Annotated in this window: 17 protein-coding genes; 6 read left to right on the top strand and 11 right to left on the bottom strand. The window is 72.9% G+C overall.

Features of this window, described 5'->3' with window-relative positions; all coding sequences use genetic code 11:
* Positions 1-2: 2 nt before the first annotated feature.
* The 3 genes from AB0I52_RS19670 to AB0I52_RS19660 all read right to left on the bottom strand — a co-directional run bounded on the left by AB0I52_RS19670 (position 3) and on the right by AB0I52_RS19660 (position 8,080).
* On the bottom strand, positions 3-4,985 hold the full coding sequence (locus AB0I52_RS19670; RefSeq protein ID WP_363074213.1) for a DNA repair ATPase: 4,983 nt from the start codon (positions 4,983-4,985) through the stop codon (positions 3-5).
* 199 nt (positions 4,986-5,184) lie between these two features.
* Positions 5,185-7,287 carry a flotillin family protein gene (locus AB0I52_RS19665; RefSeq protein WP_363074211.1) on the bottom strand — a complete coding sequence of 701 codons (2,103 nt, stop codon included), beginning with the start codon at positions 7,285-7,287 and terminating at the stop codon, positions 5,185-5,187.
* A gap of 133 nt (positions 7,288-7,420) precedes the next feature.
* Positions 7,421-8,080, bottom strand: a complete 660-nt coding sequence (locus tag AB0I52_RS19660; protein ID WP_363074209.1) for a hypothetical protein — start codon at positions 8,078-8,080, stop codon at positions 7,421-7,423.
* A gap of 306 nt (positions 8,081-8,386) precedes the next feature.
* Here AB0I52_RS19660 and AB0I52_RS19655 point away from each other — a divergent pair, with 306 nt between their 5' ends.
* Both AB0I52_RS19655 and AB0I52_RS19650 read left to right on the top strand, forming a co-directional pair.
* A complete protein-coding gene (locus AB0I52_RS19655) occupies positions 8,387-9,472 on the top strand; it encodes a helix-turn-helix domain-containing protein (RefSeq protein WP_363074207.1) in 1,086 nt (361 codons plus the stop codon).
* 176 nt (positions 9,473-9,648) lie between these two features.
* Complete coding sequence (locus AB0I52_RS19650) at positions 9,649-11,145, top strand: MFS transporter (protein ID WP_363074205.1); 1,497 nt, start codon at positions 9,649-9,651, stop codon at positions 11,143-11,145.
* A 9-nt stretch (positions 11,146-11,154) separates the two neighbouring features.
* Here AB0I52_RS19650 and AB0I52_RS19645 read toward each other — a convergent pair whose 3' ends face one another.
* Positions 11,155-11,682 carry a nitroreductase family deazaflavin-dependent oxidoreductase gene (locus tag AB0I52_RS19645; RefSeq protein WP_363074203.1) on the bottom strand — a complete coding sequence of 176 codons (528 nt, stop codon included), beginning with the start codon at positions 11,680-11,682 and terminating at the stop codon, positions 11,155-11,157.
* 130 nt (positions 11,683-11,812) lie between these two features.
* Between AB0I52_RS19645 and AB0I52_RS19640 the strand changes: the two genes are divergently transcribed.
* A complete protein-coding gene (locus AB0I52_RS19640; protein ID WP_363074201.1) occupies positions 11,813-12,376 on the top strand; it encodes a MarR family transcriptional regulator in 564 nt (187 codons plus the stop codon).
* 3 nt (positions 12,377-12,379) lie between these two features.
* Here AB0I52_RS19640 and AB0I52_RS19635 read toward each other — a convergent pair whose 3' ends face one another.
* The 5 genes from AB0I52_RS19635 to AB0I52_RS19615 form a co-directional block, all read right to left on the bottom strand.
* Entirely contained in the window at positions 12,380-13,630 is a 1,251-nt protein-coding gene (locus AB0I52_RS19635) for a cation:proton antiporter (protein ID WP_363074199.1), read from the bottom strand.
* A gap of 2 nt (positions 13,631-13,632) precedes the next feature.
* Positions 13,633-14,103, bottom strand: coding sequence for a TrkA C-terminal domain-containing protein (locus tag AB0I52_RS19630; RefSeq protein WP_363074197.1), 471 nt, complete (start codon positions 14,101-14,103; stop codon positions 13,633-13,635).
* A 636-nt stretch (positions 14,104-14,739) separates the two neighbouring features.
* Positions 14,740-16,188, bottom strand: coding sequence for an SPFH domain-containing protein (locus AB0I52_RS19625; protein WP_362958293.1), 1,449 nt, complete (start codon positions 16,186-16,188; stop codon positions 14,740-14,742).
* A gap of 76 nt (positions 16,189-16,264) precedes the next feature.
* Positions 16,265-16,774, bottom strand: coding sequence for a hypothetical protein (locus AB0I52_RS19620; protein ID WP_363074195.1), 510 nt, complete (start codon positions 16,772-16,774; stop codon positions 16,265-16,267).
* A 107-nt stretch (positions 16,775-16,881) separates the two neighbouring features.
* Positions 16,882-17,367 (bottom strand): peroxiredoxin, encoded by a 486-nt coding sequence (locus AB0I52_RS19615; protein ID WP_363074193.1) that lies wholly within the window; start codon positions 17,365-17,367, stop codon positions 16,882-16,884.
* 98 nt (positions 17,368-17,465) lie between these two features.
* Between AB0I52_RS19615 and AB0I52_RS19610 the strand changes: the two genes are divergently transcribed.
* The 3 genes from AB0I52_RS19610 (at position 17,466) to AB0I52_RS19600 (ending at position 20,529) form a co-directional block, all read left to right on the top strand.
* The gene (locus AB0I52_RS19610) at positions 17,466-18,218 is read left to right on the top strand and encodes an alpha/beta hydrolase (protein WP_363074191.1); all 753 of its coding nucleotides are present in this window, start codon (positions 17,466-17,468) and stop codon (positions 18,216-18,218) included.
* 99 nt (positions 18,219-18,317) lie between these two features.
* On the top strand, positions 18,318-20,036 hold the full coding sequence (locus tag AB0I52_RS19605; RefSeq protein ID WP_363074189.1) for a SpoIIE family protein phosphatase: 1,719 nt from the start codon (positions 18,318-18,320) through the stop codon (positions 20,034-20,036).
* A gap of 40 nt (positions 20,037-20,076) precedes the next feature.
* The gene (locus AB0I52_RS19600; RefSeq protein ID WP_363074187.1) at positions 20,077-20,529 is read left to right on the top strand and encodes a hypothetical protein; all 453 of its coding nucleotides are present in this window, start codon (positions 20,077-20,079) and stop codon (positions 20,527-20,529) included.
* Here AB0I52_RS19600 and AB0I52_RS19595 read toward each other — a convergent pair.
* Complete coding sequence (locus AB0I52_RS19595) at positions 20,487-21,347, bottom strand: GNAT family N-acetyltransferase (RefSeq protein WP_363074185.1); 861 nt, start codon at positions 21,345-21,347, stop codon at positions 20,487-20,489. The two genes, AB0I52_RS19600 and AB0I52_RS19595, sit on opposite strands and share 43 nt — an antisense overlap.
* Positions 21,348-21,421: 74 nt before the next feature.
* Positions 21,422-22,816, bottom strand: a complete 1,395-nt coding sequence (locus AB0I52_RS19590) for a hypothetical protein (RefSeq protein WP_363074183.1) — start codon at positions 22,814-22,816, stop codon at positions 21,422-21,424.
* Positions 22,817-22,989: the final 173 nt, after the last annotated feature.

Raw genomic sequence — 22,989 nt, 5'->3', positions numbered from 1 at the left:
CCCTAGGACGACACGGCCTGGCGATCGCCGGGGTCAGCGGTCACGGGTGTTCCGGGCGTCCCAGGTGTCACGGACGCCGGCCGGGCGAGGAGCTGGCGGGGGTCCGCCGCCCGGCTGATGGCCGATTCGACCGCCGCGATCCGGTCCGCGAGCAGGCCGAGCGCGGCCACCGCACGGGTCACGGGGTCGCCGTCGGGCCCGCCGAGCGCCTGGGTGCGGACGTAGGCGGCGGTGATCGCGGACCAGCGGGCGGCCCGCTCCGGACCGAGTGTCCCGCGCAGCGCGGCGAGCTTCAGCAGGGCGGCCTCCGCGCCCGTGGTGAGCGTCTGGGCCTCGCCCGCGTAGTGGTCGTCGATGACGTCGGACAGTTCGGCGTCGTTCATCACGGGCACGATCCGCTCGGCGATCCGGTTCATGTTCCGGTACGAGCCCTGGAGCCGGAACGGCGGTTCGGTGCGCGTCGCGTCCGTCTGCGCCGCCGAGGCGATGTACGCGGCGTTGACCGCGAGAACGGTGTCGCGGGCGGTGAGCAGATGGCGCAGCACGGCGACCACGCGTTCCACCTCGGCGGGCGCGTACGGGTGCTCCAGCCGGTTCGCGCCGGACGCGGGTTCCGTGCCGGCGGCGAGCCGCAGCAGAACCGCGAGGTCGTCGCGGGACCGGCCGGCGAGCGGGGCCAGCACCGGGTTGGCGGTCAGCGCGTTCTCCACGAAGCTCAGCGCGAAGACGTCCTCCCGGCCGCTCAGCACCTCGCCGAGATTCCAGACGTCGGCCCGGTTGGCGAGCATGTCGGGAATCCGGAACTGCTCCCCGGACTCGGTGTAGGGGTTGCCCGCCATACACACCGCGAACCGCTTGCCCCGCAGGTCGTAGCTGCGCGGCTCGCCGTCCCGCACCCCCTCGATCCGGCGGGTGGCGTCGCAGAGCGGGATGAACTTCTGGAGCAGTTCCGGTGAGGTGTGCTGGATGTCGTCGAGGTAGAGGAGGGTGTTGTTGCCCGCCTCCAGCGCGAAGTTGATCTTCTCGATCTCCTGGCGCGCGGTCGCGCTGCGCGCCTGCGCCGGGTCCAGCGAGGTCACGTCGTGGCCGAGGTTGGGCCCGCTGATCTTGACGAGGACCATGCCGAGCCGGTCCGCGACGTACTCCATCAGCGTCGTCTTGCCGTAGCCGGGCGGCGACACGAGCAGCAGCAGGCCCTGCGAGTCGGTGCGCCGGTCGGCGTCGGCGGTGCCCAGCTGCTTGGCGAGGCTGTCGCCGATCAGCGGCAGGTACACCTCGTCGAGCAGCCGGTTGCGGACGAACGCCGACATCACGCGGGGCCGGTGGTCGTCCAGCCGCAGCCGGGTGCGCTCGGCAGCGGCCAGCGCGGTGCGCCGGCGCTGGTAGGCGCGGAAGCCGGGCACCGTGACCGTGCGGAACTCATCGGTACGGAAGAGGAGTTCGTCGATCCGCAGGGGCAGCCGGCCCCGGTCGATGCGCGGGTGGACGCCGAGGAGCCCCTCCACGGTCGCGGTGAGCGGCGCCTCGCCCTCGTAACGGCGGACGTCCGGTTCCGGGCAGAGCTCGACGGCGACGGCCTCCGCGAGATCGCCGTCGTCGAGGTCCGAGCCGCTCGCGCGGGAGTACGGGGTGAGCCACCCCTCGACGAGCTGGCGGCGGGCCGGCAGATCGTCCCCGAGGGCCGCGAGGTCCTCGTCGTACGCCGAAGTGCCGGTCGTACGGCGGAACTTGTCCAGGAAGGTGCGGACCCCGGCACTGGTGACGAACCCCTCGGGGCCGCTCGTCAGCTCCTCGAAGAGGTACGCGGCGACGGACCGCGCGCCCTCGCCCGCGATGACGCCGGCCCACTCCTCCTGGAGTGCGGCGACGGCCGGGGTGAGCCCGAAGGTGTCACGGGCGCGGGCCAGCGAGCGGGCCCGGCGCGTCCAGGAGGTCCGCAGGGCGTCGTCCGCCCGGTGCGCCCAGAAGAGCTGGGCGGCGGCCCGGACGGCGGGCGGGCAGCGCAGGAGTCCGGCCCCGGCGTGCAGCCGCAGCAGTACGGTCAGGATCGCGCCGGCGTCCTCGTCGTGCACGCCGCGCTGATACCCCTCGTCATAGGCCACGGCCGCCGACTCCCGTACGAGTGCGGCGAGTTCGGCCGGGTCCAGGGCGGCCAGCCGGTCCGCGCCCTGCTCGGCCAGGAGCCGGGCCGCCAGGTGCTCGCCGCGGTAGACGGACGGGGATTCGGAGGGCAGCTGCTGGTCCCAGTACGGGCGGGTCTCACCGAAGCCCGGGTCGCTGACCCGCATCCGGTAGTCGGTACCGGTGACGGCGAACGCGAGCCCGTCCCCCTGGGGGACCAGCGTCAGATCGAACGGCTGGGTGTTCACCGCGAACCGGTGGCGGCCCAGCCGGATGGTGGCCCCGCCGTCCGCGTACAGCTCGCTGCGGTCGCGCAGCGCCCGCCCGGCCTCCTGGCGGGCCGCGAGCAGCTGCCCGTCCAGCTCCTCGGCCCGTACCGAGTCCCCGAGTTCGCGCAGCTCGGCCGCCGTGCGGCGGACCTTGGCGACCATCGGGTCGGAGGCGAAGTAGGTGTGGACGGCGTCCGCGTCGGGCAGTGCGGCGCTGCGGCGGGAGACCGTCTCCAGCACCCGGGCGGCGGACTGGGCGAGGCGTTCGGTGCGGCGGGCGAGGGCGTCCTGAAGGGTCTGCCTGCGGGCCGAGAACGCCTCGTACACCTCCGTCCGCCGCTCGCCGAGCGCGGTCAGGAAGTCGTCGAACTCCGCGAACCGCGCCTCCAGGTTCTCCAGCTGGAGCAGCAGCCGCGCGAGCTGCTCGTCGCAGGCGTCGGGGGTGGCGGCGGCGGCCAGCGCGCCCGTCACCGCCTGTCCCAGCAGGGCGAACTCGGCGGCGAACTCGGCCCGGCCCTCGTGGTCGAGGAGTTGGCGGCGGCGGGCGTCGAGGGTGGCGCGGACCCGGTTCACCCCGCCGAGCACCTCCGCGATCCGCTCCAGGATCGAGGTGCGGACCACGCCGTCACCGATGTCCAGCCCGGCGACGACGTCCGTGACCGTGCTCAGCCCGTCCGTCATCCCCGTCAGCCGCTCGCCGAGCGCGGCGGCGTCCGTGACGGTGGCGAGCGCGGTCGCCTCCTCGGTGAGGCGGGCGATGTCCTCGTGGTAGCCGGCGAACGCGTCGTCCCTGGCCAGGAACGCGACCGCGCGCCGGCCGGCCGAGGCCAGGTCGTCGGCGGTGGCGGCGCTGAGCTCGTCGATCCGCGCGGTGTCCGCGTACCGCATCTCACCGAGCGTTGCCAGCCGGCCGTGCGCGCCGCGGAGTTCGGTGAGCCGGGTGACCCACTCGGCGGCGGACCCCGGGGCCTCGCCGCGGACCCGGCGCACCAGCGCGGTGATCCGGTCGGCGCTCTCCGCGAGCGCGTCGGCGGCCTGCCGGGTCAGCTCCTGGACGCCCTCGAACTCGGCCAGCACCTGCTGCGCGGTCTCGCGGAGTTCGGTCAACGGGACGGCGAGCGCGCCCAGTTCGCTGTCGCCCAGCCAGTGGTAGCGGTCGGTGGCGCGGGTGCAGTCGGCCACCAGTCGCGCGTAGACCGCGCCGGTCGGGGTGGTCCCGTCCGCGCTGTGCGCGAGCGCGAGGCAGTCGGAGATGCCGCGCACCAGGTCGGCGTTGCCGATCCGGGCCAGCGGGCCGGTGCCGGCGGGGCGGGAGGCGGCGTAGGTGTCGGAGACGTACGGCGTCTGCCAGCGCTGCACCGGGTGAACCCGTGCCGCTCCGGCGTCCGGTCCCTCCACCGGGTCCCGCAGGAGTACGAGGGTCCCGTCGTCGAGCAGGGCGTGGCCGCGGCCCTGGAGCGGGGTGGCCACTTCCTGGCGGATCACGTTGTAGGGGAGCAGCAGGCTGCGGCCGTCGTCCCGGGAGCGGAACGCGTAGAGCACGTCCTCGCCGTTGGGGGAGCGCACGGCCCCCTCGAAGGCGGGCTCGGTGAGCGGCCGCGCGATGTCGAAGGTCTTGGCGGTGCCGGTGGTCAGGTAGAAGCCGCCGGGGAAGATGATCCCCTGGTCCTCGGGGAGCCGGTGGCAGGCCGGGCCGATGCCGTCCAGCCGCAGCACCGTGCCGAGGAGCGAGTTGAACACGAGGTGGCGGGCGGCCTCCTCCTTGTACGGACGGACGCGGAGCAGGACCAGCGGGCCGAGCTCCGCGTACTCGACCTCGGCGTCGGCGAGCGACTGGAGGGGTTCGGTGACCGGCTCCCGGTAGATCCCGTCCGGGGTGTCCGTGTCGTTGACGGCCTTGACGGTGAGGCTGCCGCCGAGGGTGGTGACGAACAGCCGCGCGTCGCTTCCGTCGCCCGTTCCCCCGATGGCGATGTGCGGGTGCCGGCCCGGGATGTGGGACTCGCGTCCGGCGACGGTCCAGGCGAAGTCGTGCGACGGCGGGAACACGTGGTCGCGCTCGCCGCGGGCGTCGAGGAACGCGCCGGGTGTGCCGTCGGCGTCGAGGGCCCAGCGCAGGACGCGGATGTCCTCGGCGCTCTCGCCGGTCCGGAACACGGCGAGGAGCCGGCCGTCGGTACGGCGCAGCCGCAGCAGCCGGGCGTCGCGGTAGTAGCGGTGCAGCCCGTCGAACTCGCGGACGAACGCCTCGTCGGTGAGGAGCGGACCGGTGCCGGGGGCCAGCTCGGCGTCGTACAGCGCGAGTACGTCGTCGACGGCGGGCTCGTCGCGCCGGCCGGGGCCGCGTTCGAAGCCGAACAGCAGCCGGCCGCCGATCGCGACGAGGTCGCGGGGGTTGGCGGGCTGCTCGGTACGGATCTGATCGCTGCCGAGCAGCCGCAGCCCGGTGGAGCCGAACTCCTGCGTGCGACGGGAGTTGAGCGCCTCGGCCCGGCGGGTGAGCTCCGCGGCCTGGGCGGAGAGCCGGCGGCGCAGCACGTCGTAGGCCCCGGCCTCCACGGGGCCGCCCGGGGGCGGCGGGGTTCCGGTGTCCATGCGGTGCGGCTCCTTACGGGTGGGCGGATGCGTGGGGTGTGGGCGGCGGTGTCCTCGATCGCGGGACGGGCTTGAGGGGGACGGGCCCGAGAGGGGTTCGGGTGCGACCCGGGCACCGTCCGTCCTCAATCGCCGGACGGGCTTGAATTGCCGCCCGCCGCGGGCACCATCCGTCCGGCGATCGAGGACACCGTGCCGGTTACGACACCGGCGTGCCGTTCCGGGACGGGACCGGGACCGCGCTGACGGGCAGGTCCGCGAGGCCCAGCTCACGCGCGTGGTCCAGGAGCCGGCGGACCTGGTCCGCCCCCGCGCCTCCCACCCCCGGCGCGGCCATCATCCGCATCAGCAGCGCCGACACCGTCAGGTTCTGCACATCACCCGATGACACCGACCCCAGCACCTTGGTCAGGTCGTCCGTGAACGACGACGTGCCGTTCAGCCACGGCCCGGCGAGCGCCTTCGCCGTGTCCGAGTTCTCGACGAAGCCGTCGAGGCTCTTGCCCATGGAGATGGACGAGACCAGCCGGTCGAAGAAGACCGACTCCCCGCCGACGATGTCGATGTCGGCGTTCTCCAGCCCGGCGGACACGATCGTCGCCTGCGCCTCGGCCACCTGCCGCTGCACATCAAGACCGGCGAGCCGGATCTCCTTCTCCGCCTCCAGCCGCAGCCGGTACTCCTCGTGGCCGCGCGACGCGTCGTCCAGGGCGGCCATCGCGGCCGCCTTGTCGGTGAGCCCCGCCGCCTCGGCCTTCAGCTTCTCGCCGATCATCGCCGCGTCGGCGGTCGCCTGGGCCTGCGTGCCCTCCGCCGCCGCCAGCGCCTTCAGCCTGGAGCCCTCCGCCTCGGCCCTGAGCCGGGCGGACGTCGCCTGGGCCTCGGCCAGGCCGGTCTTCTCGATGACCTCGGCCGCCGCGTCCTGTACCTGCACCTCCGCGAGGCCGGCCGCGGCCGACTCCGCCTGCACACCCTCGGCCAGCCGCAGCTTCGCGCGGGCGTCCAGGTCCGCGGTCTTCAGCCGGGCCTCGGCGAGCGTGAGCTGCTCGGCCGCCCGGTGCGTGGCCGACACCTCGGCGGCCTCCGCGGCCTTGATGTCCTTGACCAGCTGTTCCTGGGCCTCCGCCTCGGCGGCGATGATCACCGACTTGCGGGTGCGCTCGGACTCCTCGACGGAGCGCAGCGTCTTGATGGACTCCTCCTGCTCGGCGACCGTACGGTCCACCGCGATCCGCTCCCGGATCACATCGGCGACATCGCGGCGCTCGGCCTCGACCTCCTTCGTCGCGGCGATCCGGTTCAGCTCGGTCTGCCGCTCGCGCCCGATGACCTCGATCATCCGGTCCTTCTCGATGCGCTCGTTCTCCACCGCGATGACCCGCTCGCGGTTCTTCTGCGCGACCGCGATCTCCCGGGCCTGGTTCTCCCGCTGGATGCCGAGCTGCTCCTCGGTCTTGATGAACGCGCCCTGCGCGCCGAGGCGTTCCTCCTCCTGCACCCGGGCGGTCACCGCCTCCTCGCGGGCCCGCAGCGTCTCGACCTCGCGGCGCTGCTTGATCTCGGCCTCGGCCTGCCGGCGCTCCAGCTCCAGGATGGTCTCCCGGGCGTCGACGTCCTGCCGGGTGATCTCCTTCTGCTCGGTGCGCTGGAACTCGTTGGTCCGTACGTGCTCGATCGCGGTCAGCTCGGTGATCTTCCGAATGCCCTGCGCGTCGAGGATGTTGGCGCCGTCGAGCTGCACCATCGGGGTCTGCTCAAGGAAGTCGATCGCGGCGTCGTCCAGGTGGTAGCCGTTCAGATCGGTGCCGATGACGCGGATGATCCGGTCCCGGAACTCCTCGCGCTTGGTGTACAGATCGACGAAGTCCAGCTGCTTGCCGACGGTCTTGAGCGCCTCGGAGAACTTCGCGGCGAAGAACTCCTGGATCGCGACCTTGTCGCTGGCCCGCTCCGTACCGATGGCCTGGGCGACCTTGATGACGTCCTCGACGGTCTTGTTGACCCGTACGAAGAACGTGATGTGGATGTCGGCGCGGATGTTGTCCTGGCAGATCAGGCCCTCGCGCCCGGTGCGCCGGATCTCGATGGTCTTCACCGAGATGTCCATCGACTCGGCCTTGTGCAGCACCGGCAGGACGACGGCACCGGTGAAGGTCACATCGACCTTCTTGGTCTTGGAGATGATCAGGGCCTTGCCCTGCTCCACCTTGCGGAAGAGCCGGGTGACGATCAGCAGCAGGGCGATCGCGATGAGCAGGACCACGGCGATGAGCAGGCCGAGGCCCAAGGAGATGGCTTCCATGACAGTCCTTGGCGGCTGGTGGTACGGAGAATGAGAGGTGGAGGGGGCACGGCTCCGGGTCCGGGCGCCGCGCCGTGTCCGGGCGTGGCCGTGCGGGCCGGTACCGCGCGCGGCGGTGCGGTGGGCGTCGGGCTCAGGCGGTGTGGCCGGGGGCCGCTCGCCGGTGCGTGGGCAGCGGCTGCGGCGGTCCGGGGTCGAGCGCCCTGTCGTACGGCGAGACCCAGAAGAACTCGCCCGCGTCGTCGTACGCGTACAGCAGTCCCGAACTCCCCGAGGTCAGCTCCGCGTCGTCCGCCCGCAACTGCCGGACCTGGACGATCGCGGTGGACCCGTCGGCCGCGGCGACCTCGGCCTGGCCGAAGTCCGGACCGACCGAGCCGGTACGGACCGTGCAGACCCGGCCCAGGAAGTCCTGGCGGGATGGTGGGGGCTGGTCCGGGAAGAAGCGGCGGAAGTGGTGCACGAGCACCCGCGCCACGGCCCAGGAGATCAGCAGCGCGCCGGCGAGGATGCCGAAGGCGAGCGCGGCGCGGGCGGTGCCGGTGACGTCGGTGCGGTGCAGCAGGACCGAACCGGCCAGCGAGGTGAACCAGGCGACGGTCACCATCAGCGACACCGAGACGGTGACCGGCACACCGCCGACGCCGGCCAGATCGGTGTCGAGGTCCGCGTCGAACGAGTGGTGGTCGGCCGCGCCGGCCAGGACGAGCAGCCAGAACGCGATCACGACGACGAGCGCCGCGGCGAAGAGAACGGCCGGGAAGGACAACGTCGCTGTCAGGAACTCCCGCATCGGTTCCACCCCCTGCCGTCCCGCCGGCAGCACTGCCGGCGTCTGCGCGCGGTCCGGCGGTGACCCAGGTGCTGCGGTACCGCCGTCAGCGGCACCGCAGCAGCCGGGCCTTCCCCCGTACCCCGTTGCACCCCCGTGTTTCCCCCGTGGTCCCCCGGTTGGTGCTGACCGGATCGTGTCATCCGGGGCCGGCCCGTCGCACTGCCGGAATACGGCAGTCTTTCTCTGTCCTCGATGCCGGGCACCGGCACCGGACCGTAAGCGTTGTGCCAATGTCAGCAACGAACGAGCACTGGAGGCGGGCGCGTGCCTGAGCCGGAGATCCCCGACAGCTTTCTGGAGGGCTACGCCCACGTCCTGGGCGAGGTCGCCGTCACCGGACGCCGGCTCACCCGGGAGGAGCTGGAGACCCGTCGCACTCTGGGCAGGCAGGCCGCCGAGGCCGGACACCAGCTGCGCGCCCTGGTCCGTATGCACCTGACCGAGACCCGCGCCTGCTGGCCGGTCGCCGCCCCCGGCGCCACGCCGGCCGCCGTGGCCGCGGTCGCCGAGAGCGTGCTGGCGGCCGCCGAGCAGGCGGTCGACGCGTTCGCCGAGGGCTTCGAGCGGGCGCAGCGGCTCACCGTGCGGCGCGAGGAGGCGGCCCGCCGGGAGTTCATCGACGATCTGCTGTACGGGCGCAGCGACCTGGGCCGGCTCGCCGAGCGGGCCACGCGCTTCGGGCTGCGGCTCTCGCGTGCCCACGCGGTGGCGGTGGCGGCGGGCCCCGAGGCGTACACCGAGACCGATTCCGTGCCCAGGCAGGTGGAGTCCGCGCTGCTGGCCCGGTTCAGCGGCCGGAAGATCCTCATCACGACGAAGGACGGGCGGCTGATATGCATAGCCCCCGGCAGCCAGCCCGACGTCCTGAGGTACTTCGCCAAGCAGGCGCACGCGGCGACGGACGGCGGCCGGGTCGCCGTCGGCCGTGCCCACCGGGGCCCCGGCGGCGTCGTCCAGTCGTACGACGAGGCACTCGACGCGCTCGATCTGGCCGACCGGATGGACCTGGACGATCCGGTGCTGTACTCCGCCGATCTGCTGGTCTACCCGGTGCTGACCCGGGACCGGCAGGCGATGTCCGATCTGGTGCGCAGCGAGCTGGGCCCGCTCCAGGAGGCGCGGGGCGGTGCGGAACCGCTCCTCAAGACGCTGTCCGTGTACTTCGAGTCGGGCTGTGTCGCGGCCGAGACGGCCCGCCGGCTCGCGCTGAGCGTGCGCGCCCTCACCTACCGGCTGGAGCGGATCCACCAGCTGACCGGCTCCGACCCGTCCGACCCGATGCACCGCTACACCCTCCAGACGGCGGTGATCGGGGCCCGGCTGCTGGACTGGCCCGCGAAGGATGTGTGAGCCGCCCGCCCGCTGTTCCCTGGTCCTCCCCTCCCCAGCCCTCCCCTCCCCGGTCCTGCCGGGTCCCGGCAGGACCGTGCGCCGGCGGCGCTCCCCGCATGCGGGCGGGCCGCCCTCCGCCTAGCGTGATCACTCGGGGGAATTCGGCGGTGTGCGCTACGAGGGAGATCCGCACCATGGCCCGACACGCGCGTCAGCCACGGGAGTCGGCCGAGGGCGGGGAGGAGCGAGGCCCGTCCCACCGGTGGTGGGTGCTGGGGGTGATCGGGCTCGCCCAGCTGATGGTGGTGCTCGACGCGACGATCGTGAACATCGCGCTGCCCTCCGCCCAGCAGGCTCTCGGCTTCAGCAACGGCAACCGCCAGTGGATCGTGACGGCGTACGCCCTCGCCTTCGGCTCGCTGCTGCTGCTCGGCGGCCGGATCGCCGACCTGGTCGGCCGCCGGGTGGTGTTCCTGACCGGACTGGTCGGCTTCGCGGTGGCCTCGGCGATCGGCGGTGGCGCCCCGAGCTTCGAGGTCCTGGTGGTGGCCCGCGCCCTCCAGGGCATGTTCGGCGCGCTGCTGGCCCCCGCCGCGCTCTCCCTGCTCACCACGACGTTCACCGTCCCGAAGGAGCGCGCGAAGGCCTTCGGTATCTACGGGGCCATCGCGGGCGCGGGCGGCGCGGTGGGCCTGCTGCTCGGCGGGGTGCTCACGGAGTACCTGAACTGGCGCTGGTGCCTGTACGTGAACCTGCTGTTCGCGCTCGTCGCCTTCCTCGGCGGCTGGCGGCTGCTCGACGCGGGTGCGCCCGCCGACCGCCCGAAGCTCGACATCCCGGGGACCGTGCTGGTCTCGGCCGGGCTCTTCTGCATCGTGTTCGGATTCTCCAGGGCCGAGACCCACCCGTGGAGTTCACCCGACACCTGGGGGTTCCTGCTGGCCGGGGCGGTGCTCGTGGCGGCGTTCGCGTGGTGGCAGACCAGGGCCGCGCATCCGCTGCTGCCGATGCGGGTGGTGCTCGACCGGGACCGGGCCGCGTCGTTCCTCGCGATGTTCATCTCCGGCGGCGGCCTGTTCGGGGTGTTCCTGTTCCTCACGTACTTCCTGCAGAAGAGCCTGTTCTACTCGCCGGTCAGCACCGGCCTGGCGTTCCTGCCGATGATCGCCGTCATGATCGTGACGTCCGTGACGACGACGAACGTCCTGGTGCCGAGGCTCGGCGCCAAACCGATCGTGCCGCTCGGCATGGGTCTCGCGGCGGGCGGCATGGTGTGGCTGACCACCCTGGACCTGAACAGCACCTATCTCGCCCATGTGCTGCCCCCGCTGATCTGCCTGGGCCTCGGACTGGGCATGATCTTCGCCACCGCGATGAACCTGGCCACCGCCGGGGTCTCACCCCGTGACGCCGGAGTGGCCTCCGCGATGGTCAACACCAGCCAGCAGGTGGGCGGCTCCATCGGTACGGCGCTGCTGAACACCCTCGCCACCAGCGCAGCCGCCAACTACTTGGTCGGCCGCCGCCCGACCCCGGCGGCCGTCGCCCAGGCCCAGCTGGAGAGCTACTCCACCGCGTACTGGTGGTCCGCGGGCTTCTTCGCCGTCGGGCTCCTGGTCACGGTGATCCTCTACCGCCGGGGCGTGCCGAAGTCCCACCCGGTGGAGGAACCCGCACCCGTACGGACCTGACCCCGCCCCTCAATGGTCGCTTCCGGTGGGCCGGGCGCCCTCCGTGAGACGTACGAACGCGATGGCCTCGCCCACGCTCCGGTAGTCCGCCTCGCTGCCGTCGACGGTGAACCCCATGTACGCGCAGAGCCGCCGCGCGATCCGGGGGTGCCGGGGCGCGTACCGAGCCATCAGCTCGCCGCCCTCCTCGGCCGGCAGATCGGCCGCCGTCACCGCGTGGAACCGGCGGCCGACCTGCACGGTGGCCTGCGGCGTGTGTTTCAGATTGCGGTACCAGTCGGCGGCCGTCCCGAATCCGGACGCCACGGTCCAGCTCCGCCGGCCGTCCACCGTCGCGGACTCGACGACCTCGACGGCGGTCCGGCGCGGCTGTCCCGAGGTGCGCCCGGTGTGGACGAGGAGCAGCAGGCGTCCCCGGAACAGTGGTCCGAGGCCGGCCCGGAACATATGGACCGGCAGCCGGACAGCGGTACGCCGCCAGCCGGCCTGAGGAGCCGGGTGCCGGGGTTCGGGCGAAGCTTCGGAGCGATGCGTCACGGTGCAAACGTTGCACAATCCAAAGGTGTGCGCCACCGTCGCACGCCGTGGACCGGGTACCGGTACGACATCTTTCGGTCACGGTCGCGCCAGGGTTCGAGTACTGCCGGCCGGCACGGTACAAAGGGGCATGGCCGCGCACGAACAGGCACACGAACAGGCATCTGCGAAACGACCGCCCGCCCCGGGCAGGGGCGACGTCGATGCGGTGACGCGGGCCGTGCTGACCGCGTCGAGACTGCTGGTGGCCGTCTCCGCACGGTCACTGGCGGCGGTCGAGGACCGGGTGACGCTGCCGCAGTTCCGGCTGCTGGTGGTCCTCGCCACGCACGGGGACGCCAAGCTGGTCTCGCTGGCCGAGCGGCTGGGCGTCAATCCGTCGACCGCGATGCGCATGCTGGACCGGCTGATCGTCGCCGGTCTGGCCGAACGGCAGGTCAACCCGGCCAACCGCCGCGAGACGGCGCTGCGGGTGACCCCGGAGGGCCTCCAGCTGGTCGAGGACGTCACGGCCGGCCGCCGCCGCGAGATCGCCTCGATCGTCGAACGCCTCGCGCCGGAGCAGCGGTCCGCGCTGATCGAGGCGCTGACGGCGTTCACCGCGGCGGGCGGCGAGCCGACCGTGTCCGGGGGCGGCGCGGACGCGTACCCCCTGGGCTGGTTGCCCGACCTCCCCGCCGCCCAGGACGACTGAGGGTCAGTCGGCGGTCGGAGCCAGCTCCTCCTGCCGCGCGGGCACCGGCGCGGCGGGAACGGTGCCGCTACCGGCCCCGGGAGCCGGGCCGCCGTCCTGGCCGCGCCACTTCTTGATCAGCTCGACCGTGGGCTGGGTCCAGCGCGCGGTGAGCGGGCCGACGATGACCAGGATCAGGACGTACGCGGTGGCCAGGGGGCCGATGCGGGGCTCGGTCGCCACGGCCAGACCGGCGATGACGATGGAGAACTCGCCGCGGGCGACGAGCGTGCCGCCGGCCCGCCAGCGCCCGCGCGACCCGATACCGGCCCGCCGGGCGGCGTACCAGCCGGTGGCGATCTTGGTGAAGACGGTGACGACGGCCAGCAGCGCGGCCGGGAGCAGCACCGGCGGGATGTCCGAGGGAATGGTGGAGAGCCCGAAGAACACGAAGAAGACGGCGGCGAAGAGATCCCGCAACGGGGTCAGCAGCTTGCGCGCTCCCTCCGCGACCTCGCCGGAGAGCGCGATGCCGACGAGGAACGCCCCGACGGCCGCCGAGACCTGCAACTGCTGGGCCACCCCGGCGACCAGCACGGTCAGCCCGAGCACGACGAGCAGCAGCATCTCGGGATTGTCGGAGGACACGGCCCGGCTTATCAGCCGTCCGTGCCGCAGCGCGAGATAGAGCACGAATCCGACGGTGCCGAGCGCGACGAGCAGCGCGATGCTCCCCCCGGCGAAGCCCACGCCCGCGAGCATCGCGGTGAGCAGCGGCAGATAGACGGCCATCGACAGGTCCTCGATGACCAGCACCCCGAGGATGACGGGCGTCTCCCGGTTGCCGAGCCGTCCCAGATCAGCCATGACTTTGGCGATCACCCCGGACGACGAGATCCAGGTGACCCCGGCCAGCGCCACGGCCCCCACGGGCCCCCACCCGAGCAGCAGCGCGGCGACGGCCCCCGGCGTCGCGTTGAGCACGAAGTCCACGGCACCGGACGGGTACTGCGTCTTCAGACTGGTGACGAGCTCACTGGCGCTGTACTCCAGACCCAGCAGGAGCAGCAGCAGGATGACACCGATCTCGGCGCCGACGGCGGTGAACTCCTCGCTGGCCCTGAGCGGCACCAGCCCGCCCTTTCCGAACGCGAGTCCGGCGATCAGGTAGAGGGGGATCGGCGAGAGCCCTATTCGCCCCGCGAACCGCCCGATGATGCCCAGCCCCAGAATGACGGAGCCGAGCTCCACCAGTAGTGCGGTCGTGTCGTGCACGATCAGCCCTCCGCAATGATTTCGGAGAGCGTGTCCACGCCCTCGCGCGTACCGACGGCGACGAGCGTGTCCCCGATGGCCAGCCGGAAGTCCGGCCCAGGTGACGGATGCGCACTGTGCGTACGCAACACGGCCACGACCGAGGCCCCGGTCCGGGTCCGCGCCCGGGTGTCCCCGAGCAGCCGGCCGCCGTAAGGGGAACGCGTCCCGAGCGGTATGTGCTCGGTGACCAGATCAATGCCATCGGTCCGTACGGCGTCGATCGGCGCAGCGTCGATGAGGTGCGCGAGCCCGGTCGCCTCCTGTGGAGTAAGGGGTACGGAGAGCCGGCACGAATCAGGATCGTCCTGGTCGTAGAACCCGATGAACCGGCGCCCGTCGTGGTGCACGACGACGGAGATGTGCTGGCCCGATTCGGTGGTGTAGTCGTACTGCACTCCGACTCCGGGCAGCGTGGTGCGGTGGGTTCCCATGACTTCCTCCCGAGGAGTGCGACGCTTACAGAGCGCACTTGGTGATCTCTTTAGTCCCCCGTTACTTTAACGGGACTCTCTGTGGTGCCTCGGGTGCGGGTTTTCGCGTCCGGGGCGGTCGGGGCGGCCGGGTGGTCCGGGTGAGTGGGGAGGCGGACGGTGGTTCCCGGGCTTTGGCCGGGGAGGGTGCGGGGCGGGCGGTGCGTCCGGCGCTGAGGGACTTGCTCATCGGTGCCTGACTTCGCGATGCTGCTCCGGAATGGCAGGCTGCCTCCGCAGAACCCGATGTCAGGCAGTCTGCTCCCCGCGCGTACGGGGGTGACCCGTGGCGATGCTCCAGCAGCAGCGGCAGGCCTGCTCCCCGCGGATGCGGGGATGAACCCTCGCCGGGGCGACGACTACCGCCTCAACACCCTGCTCCCCGCGGATGCGGGGATGAACCCAAGGACCAGGTGGAGCGTATGGTCCAAGCCGCCTGCGCCCACCCCACCCCCGGCACCCCTCCACCCTCGAAGCCAGCCCGGCCCGGCGCAGCGCCCCGCCCCCGCCCCCGGACGCGCGCCCCCCGCCCCCGGACGCGCGCGTGCCCGGACGGTATGGAACCGGCCGGGCACGTGCGTGTTGCTGGGGGCGGGGTCAGTCCGTGACCTCGATCTTGCCGTTCTGTGCGGTGGAGGCCGCGGCCGTTTCCGGCTGGGGCGGGATCTCCGACTTCGGGGTGGCGCCCCTGAGGTTCTTGAGCAGGGCGGTGAGGTCGACGCCCGTGGTGGAGCTGAGGAGCTCCATGCCCTGGGCGACGTTGTCCGTGACGGTGCGCGACAGCTGGCTCGCGCCGTCCGTCGAGATCACGGTCAGCTTGTCGATGGCGCTCAGCGGCTCGGACGCCTTGGCGACGACCTGCGGGAGTACCTCGACGAGCATCTGGAGCACGGCCGCGTCGCCGTACTGGGCGAAGGCGTCCGCCTTCTTCTGCATGGCCTCGGCCTCGGCCGAACCCCTCGCGGCGATGGCGGCGCCCTCGGCCTCGCCCTCGATGCGTACGGCGTCGGCGAGTGCGGAGCGGTGGAGCTTCTCGCCCTGGCCGGTCAGGCGGGAGCGTTCGGCCTCGGCCTCGGCCTCCTTGACCTGGGCGATGCGGCGGGCCTCCGCCTCCTGCTCGGCCTGGTAGCGGGCGGCGTCGGCGGGCTTGCGGACCTTGGTGTCGAGTTCGCGGTCCGTCAGTGCGGCCTGGCGCTCGGCGACCTTCTCCTGCTCCTGGAGGACTTCCTGCTGGCGGGCTGCCTCGGCGAGGGGACCGGCGGCGTTGGCCTTGGCTGCCGCCGCTTCCGTCTCGGCCTTGATCTCGGCCTGCTTCAGGTAGTACGTCCGCTCGGCGATGGCGATCTCTTCGGCGGCCTTCAGCCGGGCCTGCTCCGAGGCGCGGCGGGCGATCGCCTCGGCGATGTCCGCCTCCTGCTTGGCGCGGGCGGCCTCGGGGCGGCCGAGGTCCTCCAGGTAGGAGCCCTCGGTGGTGATGTCCTGGATCTGGAAGGCGTCCAGGATCAGGCCCTGGCCGGACAGGCTGGCCTCGGCCTCCTCCGCCACCTGGCCGGCGAACGCGGCCCGGTCACGGATGATGTCCTCGACCGACATCCGGCCGACGATGGCGCGCAGTGCGCCGGAGAGCACTTCCTGGGTGAAGCCGACGATGCCGTCCTGCTGCTGCAGGAAGCGCTGGGCGGCGGCCCGGATCGCGTCCTCGCTGCCGCCGACCTTGACGATCGCGACGCCTTCCAGGTTGGACTTCACGCCACGCAGCGTGACGGCCCCGCGCACGGCGATCGGGATGTGCCGGCTGGACAGGTCCAGGGTGAACTTCTGCTGGACGAACGGGACGACGAAGACGCCGCCACCGACGACGACCTTCTGGCCGCTGTTGTCGATGCTGGCCCGCCCGGTCACCGGGTCGACGGACTTCTTGCCGCGGCGGCCGGTGATGATGAACGCCTCGCTGGGCCCGGCCACCTTGTAGCGGGAGATGACCACGAGGGCCAGCAGGACGAGGAGTACGACGACTCCGACAATGGCGATCAGTACTGGACTCATAAGGGTGTCCCCCTCTGCCTCCCGACGGGGACGGCAGTTCTGTTGCGAGCGGTAGTGGGGTGGCCGGTTCGCCGGCTCAGCGTTCGACGGGGCGGACCGAGACCGAGGTGGTCGAGAGCGCCGCCTCGACCCAGATCTCGGTGCCGCGTGCGACCGGCACCGGGCTCTTGGCCGACAACTTCACGACCTGACCCCCCAGCCGCAGCAGTACCTCTCCGTAGCCGTCGGCCGGAATGGCCGTGACCACGGAGCCGGCCGAGCCGACGAGATCCGCTTCCCGCGGCGCGGCGTTGGTCTGGTCCCGCATGAGGGCCTGGCTGAACTTCCAGGTCAGCCAGGCGGCGACCAGTCCGGCGACGATACCCGCCGCGACGGCTGCGAATGTACCGACGCCGGTCGTGCCGAGCACGATGGCGCCGCCGAAACCGAGCATCGAGACGAAACCGGCGATCACCGGAAGGGAGAGCAGCCCGTCGAAGAGGCCGTCCAGCACGCCCCCGAAGAGGCCTTCGAGTATTCCGTCGAAGATCAGGGACAGTGCGAGCAGCACGACTCCCGCAATGCCGAGACCGAGAAACAAGGTCACGTGATCACCCCTCCCGGTCTGCGGAATCCCCCGAACATTTTCCGTCGAACTGGCTGGATGGTCCCATACATACCGGTCCGGCGACACTGCCGGGTCCCGGCAGTCTTCTAAGTGTTCTGAATGCCGGAGAGGTGGCCCGCCAGTGTGTCCAGTGACTGGAACGTGGCCCCGAGGAGCGCCACGTGCTTCCAGCGCAGCACCCCTTCGGCGTCGATCAGGAACACCGCCCGGCGCACTCCGATGCCCGGCGCCGCCACCCCGTACGCCCGCGCGATGTCACGGCCGGTGTCCGCCAGCAGCGGCATCCGCAGGCGGTGGGCGCGGGCGAAGGACTCGTGGCTGTCCACGTCCTGCGGGCTGATCCCCCAGACCTCGGCGTCGAGTCCCTCGAAGGTCTCCATGCCGGAGGAGTACGAGCAGAGCTGCTTGGTGCACACGGCCGTGTTGTCGCCGGGGTAGAAGGCGAGGACCACGGCCCGGCCGCGGGCGGCGGAGAGCGTGTAGTCGCGGCGTTCGAACGTGTCACCGTCGAGCGCTCCGCCGGCGAGTGTGAAGTCCTGGACGGTGCTGCCGAGCTGTGGTGAAGATCCCATGGCGTGTCCTTTGGTTTCCGGCGCCGCGGCGGGTGGTGCCGCCCCTGCTCCGTACAGCATGCTCGGTACGGCCGCACCCATCCGCACCGGAGGTACGCATGACGCCACGACGACCGCCCGGGGCTGCGGTACTCCTGCTGCACGGCGGACGGGAGACCGGGCTCGGGGCGCCGCCGCCCGGACCGCTCAACCTGCCCGCGGTGCGGATGCGGCCGTTCGCGCACGCGCTGGGGCGGGCTCTGCCGGGGGACGTCCTGGTGCACGCCGTCCGGTACGGGCACCAGGGCTGGAACGGGTCCCGGGCGGACCCGCTGCGCGATGCCGTGCGCGCCCTGGACGAGCTGCGGCGGGCGGCGGGGGAGATCCCGGTGGTGCTGGTGGGGCACTCGATGGGGGGTCGCGCGGCACTGCACGCCGCCGGGCACCCGCTGGTACGGGGTGTGGTCGGCCTCGCTCCGTGGTGCCCGGACGGGGATCCGGTCGAGCAGCTCGCCGGGCGGGACGTCGTCCTCGTGCACAGCACCCGCGACCGGGTCACCAGCCCGGTGGCCTCCGGCACGCTCACCGCACAGGCCCGCCGGGCCGGGGCCCGTACCTGTCTGGTCACCGTGCACGGCAGCGGCCACGCGATGCTCCGCCGGGCTCCCGCCTGGCACCGGCTGACCGCGGCCCTGGCCGGCGGGCTGCTGGGGCGGGCGCCGTTCCCCGGCCCCGTCGCCGAGGCCCTGCTGCTGCCGCCGGAGGCCCCGGCCGAGGACGGGACGGTCGATCTGGACCGGCTGCGCGCCGACGGCGCGGAATCCGGGGCGAGCCGGGCGGGATGGGTGGCGCCTCCGGTCCGCCCGCGCTGATCAGCGGCGGGCGGTCTGGGGATGCGGGGGCGGTGCGGGCAGTCGACGATGAACGGGCCGGGCAGTCGGGCGGCCCGCGCCCTGCCCCAGGAGGTTGCCTTGCAGGCCGATGAGCACGCCGACAGTCCGACGCCGCTCGACTCCGTGGCGCTCGCGGCCGTGATCGCCGGTACCACGGCAGCGGTGGGCGTCCTCGACACCGAGCTGCGCTACCTCTACGTGAACCCGGCCCTCGAACGGATCAACGGCATCCCGGCCGCCGCGCACCTGGGCCGTACGGTCGCCGAGCTACTGCCCGAGATCGACGCCCGCGAGGACCTGATGCTGGCGGTGCTCGCCGACGGCCGGACGCGCGAGATCGCATCGAGCGGCCAGACGCCCGCCGCTTCCGGCACCCTCCGGCGCTACTGGCACGGCGCGTACCACCGGCTGGAGGTGGCCGGCCGGGTGGTGGGCGTCGCCGCCGTCCTGATGGAAGTCATGGCCTCCGACGCGGAGCAGCGACAGCTGGCCCAGGCCCGCCGCCATCTGAGCCTCCTGGATGCCGCGAACACCCGCGTCGGCACCACGCTCGACTTGGACACCACCTGCGCCGAGCTGGTCGACCTCGTGGTTCCGGGGCTCGCCGACCTCGCCACGATCGAGGTCTTCCCGCCGGACGTCGCCCCGCCGGTGCGCCCCGCACCGCCCGGGGTGACCCGGCTGAGGCGGGCGGCGCTCACGGCGGTGGCGGGGCTGCGCGAGCGGCTCGCGCGGTTCGGGGTGGCCGGCGACTACGTCGACTACCAGGAGGACGCGGCCGTGACGCGCTGCCTGGCCACCAACCAGCCGGTCGTCGAGAACCTCACGGGCGACCAGCAGCTGGGCCGCCTGGCGCCCTCCCCCGAGCGGGTCGCCGCCTACCGGGCCCTCGGGATGCACTCGGCGGTCATCGTGCCGGTCTCCGTGCGCGGCGGGCCGATCGGTGTGCTCGGCCTGGTCAGGGCCGGGGACTCGCCGACCTTCACCGAGCAGGACGTGGTGGTCGCCAGGGAGCTCGCCGGACGGGCCGCCGTCGACCTCGACCACGCGCGCCGTTTCACCCACGAGCACACCATCGCCCTGGAACTCCAGCGCTCCCTGCTCTCCGAGCCGCGCCAGCCGCACCCGCACATCGAGGTCGCCACCCGCTATCTGCCGGCCGACCGGAGCGTGCTGGTGGGCGGCGACTGGTTCGACATCATCCCGCTGCCCGACGGACGCCATCTGAAGGCGATCGGCGATGTGATGGGGCACGGGGTGGAGGCGGCCGTCGCGATGAGCCACTACCGCTCGCTGCTGCGGCTGCTCGCCGACGAGAAGCTGCCGCCGCACCGCATCCTGGAACAGCTCGACCGGATGGTGGAGCGGTCCGGTCTCGACCGGGCGGCGACCTGTCTGCTCGCGGTGGTCGACCGGTCCGGCGGGACGTGCCAGGTGTCGAGCGCGGGCCATCTGCCGCCGGTCTTCATCGACCCCGGGGCGGCGGGTACCCGGCTGGGCGACGTACCGGCGGGGCCGCCGCTCGGCACCGGGTTCGGCGGCTACCGGACGACGGAGGTGCGGTGCGCGCCGGGAACGGTGCTGTTCATGTACACCGACGGCCTGGTGGAGCGGCGCGGGGAGGACATCGACGTGTCCGTCGGCCGGCTCCGGGAGCTGAAGCTGCCGGCGAGCCGGAATCTGGAGGACCTGGTCGACGAGGTGCTCGACCGCTTCGGTCCGGGCGCCGAGGACGACATCGCGGTGATGGCCTCGCGTACCCGTCGCACCCACGGCGGCGGGCCCGGAAGGTGGTGAGCCCGGGTGCGCTGTCAGTGGCGGCTGCGAGGATCGTGTCATGAAGCCCTTCCTCCTCGCCGACATCGAAGCAGCGGTCCGCAGCAGCTGGGGCGCCGACACCACTACGCCCGAGTACCGGCCGCGCTGGACCCCCGCCAACCCCGCCCGGGACCAGTGCGGGGTCACCGCCCTGGTCCTGCACGACCTGCTGGGCGGTGACCTCGTACGCGGTGAGGTCCGGGTCGGCGGGGTGCGCACGGACTACCACTGGTGGAACCGGCTGGGCCCGGGTACGGAGATCGACCTCACCCGCGAGCAGTTCGCCCCCGACGAGATCGTCACCGAGGGCACGGCGGTTCCCCGGCCCCCGGAGCTCGTCCGCCTGCGCGAGGAGTACGAGCTGCTCCGGGACCGGGTCCTGGGGCTGCTCCAGGGGAGCGCCGCACCGGGTGAGGACCGGGCCGGCGGTCAGCCCAGTTCCAGGCTGGTGATGCCGAACAGCCCGGTGTGATCGATGTCCGGCGCCGGCCCGGTGTACATGCGGGCCGTCTCGAACGACGGGGTGAGCCCGAGCTGTCCGGCGAGCCGCACCGCGGCCGGGTTGACGTCGGGTACGTCCACGGCGACCGGGGTGGACGGATCGGTCGCCGCGAGCGCGCTCACCAGGGCGGCGGCCGTCTCCGGCGTGGCCGCGTACAGCGGGCCGATGCGCGAGGACGTACGGCAGGCGCGCAGCACGGCGAGTCCCTGCACCTCCCCCTCGCGCAGCGCGACCAGCGCGGTGCGGCCGGGGGTGGTGGTCCAGGCCGCCAGGAAGCCGTCGCGCTCCGCCGGGAAGAACCGGCGGTCGTACGCGGTGACCTGGCCGAAGGGCAGGGTGCGGGCGTCGGCCAGGGTGACACCGGACGGCGGCGCGATGTCCACCGGCACCAGCCCCTCGTACCGCATGTTCGTCCAGACCGGGCGGAAGCCGGACCTGCGGTAGTTGGCCTGCTGCTCCACCACCCCGTCGAGGCCGGTGTTCCGCCCGTCCAGCCGGGCCGTCCCGGTGGCCCAGACCCGGCTGCCGTAGCCCCGGCCGCGCAGCTCCGGGCGGGTGAGGTAGAAGCCCAGGAAGCCGTGGTCCGCGCCGTAGCGGATCACGGAGACGCAGGAGACGGGCGTGCCGTCGAGCCTGCCGATCAGGAAGCCGCAGGGATCGGCGGCGAAGAAGGCCTGGCCGTCGGTCAGGCCCGGGTTCCAGCCCTCGGCATGGGCCCAGTCCGCCATCATCCTGATGTCGTCCGCGCTTGCTGTGGTGATCTCGAATGTCGGCACGGGACAAGCCATACCCGGGTGCCGGCCGTTCCACGACAGTCCGCCGCGCTTACGACCCGGTGCGCGACAGGGAGCGCACCAGGTCGTTACCACCCGGTCCAGAGCAGGTGGTTGACGAGCAGGGCGACGGCGGCCTGGGCGGCCAGCCGGCCGCGGCGGCCGGGCGTGGGCAGCAGCGCGGTGGCGGGCAGCAGCCAGAGCATGAAGGGCTGCCAGATCCGTTCGGTCTCCGCCTTGCTCATCCCGGACAGGTCGGCGGCCAGCAGCGCGAGGAACGCGGCGAGCACGAGCAGGACCAGCCGCTGCGGTGCGGCGGCGGTCCCCGTCCGCAGCGCGCCCACGGCCCCGGGTACGGCCGCTGCGCTCCGGCGCAGGCCCGCGACCGTCGCCGGTCCGACGGCGATCACGGTGCACGCGAGGTTGGCCCAGACCCAGTACCAGTACGGGCGGATTCCGCCCGCCGCCTGGTAGTAGCGCTCGACCAGCAGGTGGTACGCCTCCCACCAGTTGAACCCGGCCAGGGTGAAGGCGACCGGCACGACCAGGGCCCCGAGCACGAAGAACGGGACCGGCCGGGCGGTCCGGGCGAGCAGGAGAACGGCCAGGAGCAGCAGTGCGACGAGCGCCAGACCGTAACTGAGGTAGCAGGTCAGGCCGAACAGCAGCCCCGAGCCGAGGGCGGCCGCCGCGGGGCTGCGGACCTTGCCGGTCGCGGCCAGGGCCAGCAGCGCGACGGACCAGGCGGCGACGGCGGCGAAGTAGCCGTCCGCCGAGGTGCCGGCCCAGACCGCGACCGGTGCGAGGACCAGGAAGGGCGCGGCGCGGCGGGCGGTGCGCTCGTCGGCCAGCACGCGGACGGCGACCAGCGCGGCGACCGCGGCGGTGGTGCCGGTCACGATGCACCAGACCCCGGCCCAGGCGCCGCCGCCGAGCCCGACGCGGTCCAGCAGGACGAAGGTGAGGGTGGCGCCCGGCGGGTGTCCGGCGACATGGGTGGGCCAGTTGCCCGGCGGGCCGATCAGGATGTGGTCGTTGAAGCCGCGCAGGGCGGCGCCGATGTCGTCGAAGCGGCCGATGGCCCTGAGGTACTCGTGCTTGGTGGTGAGGCGTTCCGCGATGCCGCGGCCCCAGCCGTCGATCAGCGCCAGTGAGAAGACCCAGGTGAGCGAGGCGCCCCAGCAGCTCAGCAGCAGGGTCCGCCAGCGCAGCCGGTCCGCCAGGACGGGGCCGTACGCGATCACGGCCAGGGCCACCGCGGGCGCGGCGGCGGTCCCGGGCCCGATGTGCGGGTACCAGGTCGCGAGCAGCGGTGGCCAGTGGACGTACAGGACGCGGTCGAAGTCCTCGACGGCCCGGCCGACGAGCACGGCGGCGACGACGAGCAGTACGCCCGCGCCGGCCGCGGCCAGGTCGGGGCGGTGGCCGGTGCGGTGGTCGCTCTCCGGTTCGGTGCGCCGCTCCGTGCGGTCCTCGGTCTTCACCCACGCACGGTATGCACGCCGGGGCGGCGTGGGCGGGCGCTGACGGGGCGCGTCACCGAACCGTCAGATTCCGCACCCGGCCGGGGCCGTCGCGGACCGCAGTCGGATGACGTCAGCGTTTCGTCAGGAGTCGTACGAGCCCTGCCCCGGCACCCCGGGCATAGCGTCGGGCC

The sequence above is a fragment of the Streptomyces sp. NPDC050423 genome, assembly GCF_040655445.1.
In the GTDB taxonomy this organism is placed as follows: Bacteria; Actinomycetota; Actinomycetes; order Streptomycetales; family Streptomycetaceae; genus Streptomyces.
The sequence above is the reverse complement of the archived record's forward strand: the minus strand, read 5'-3'. Positions and strand labels throughout refer to the sequence as shown.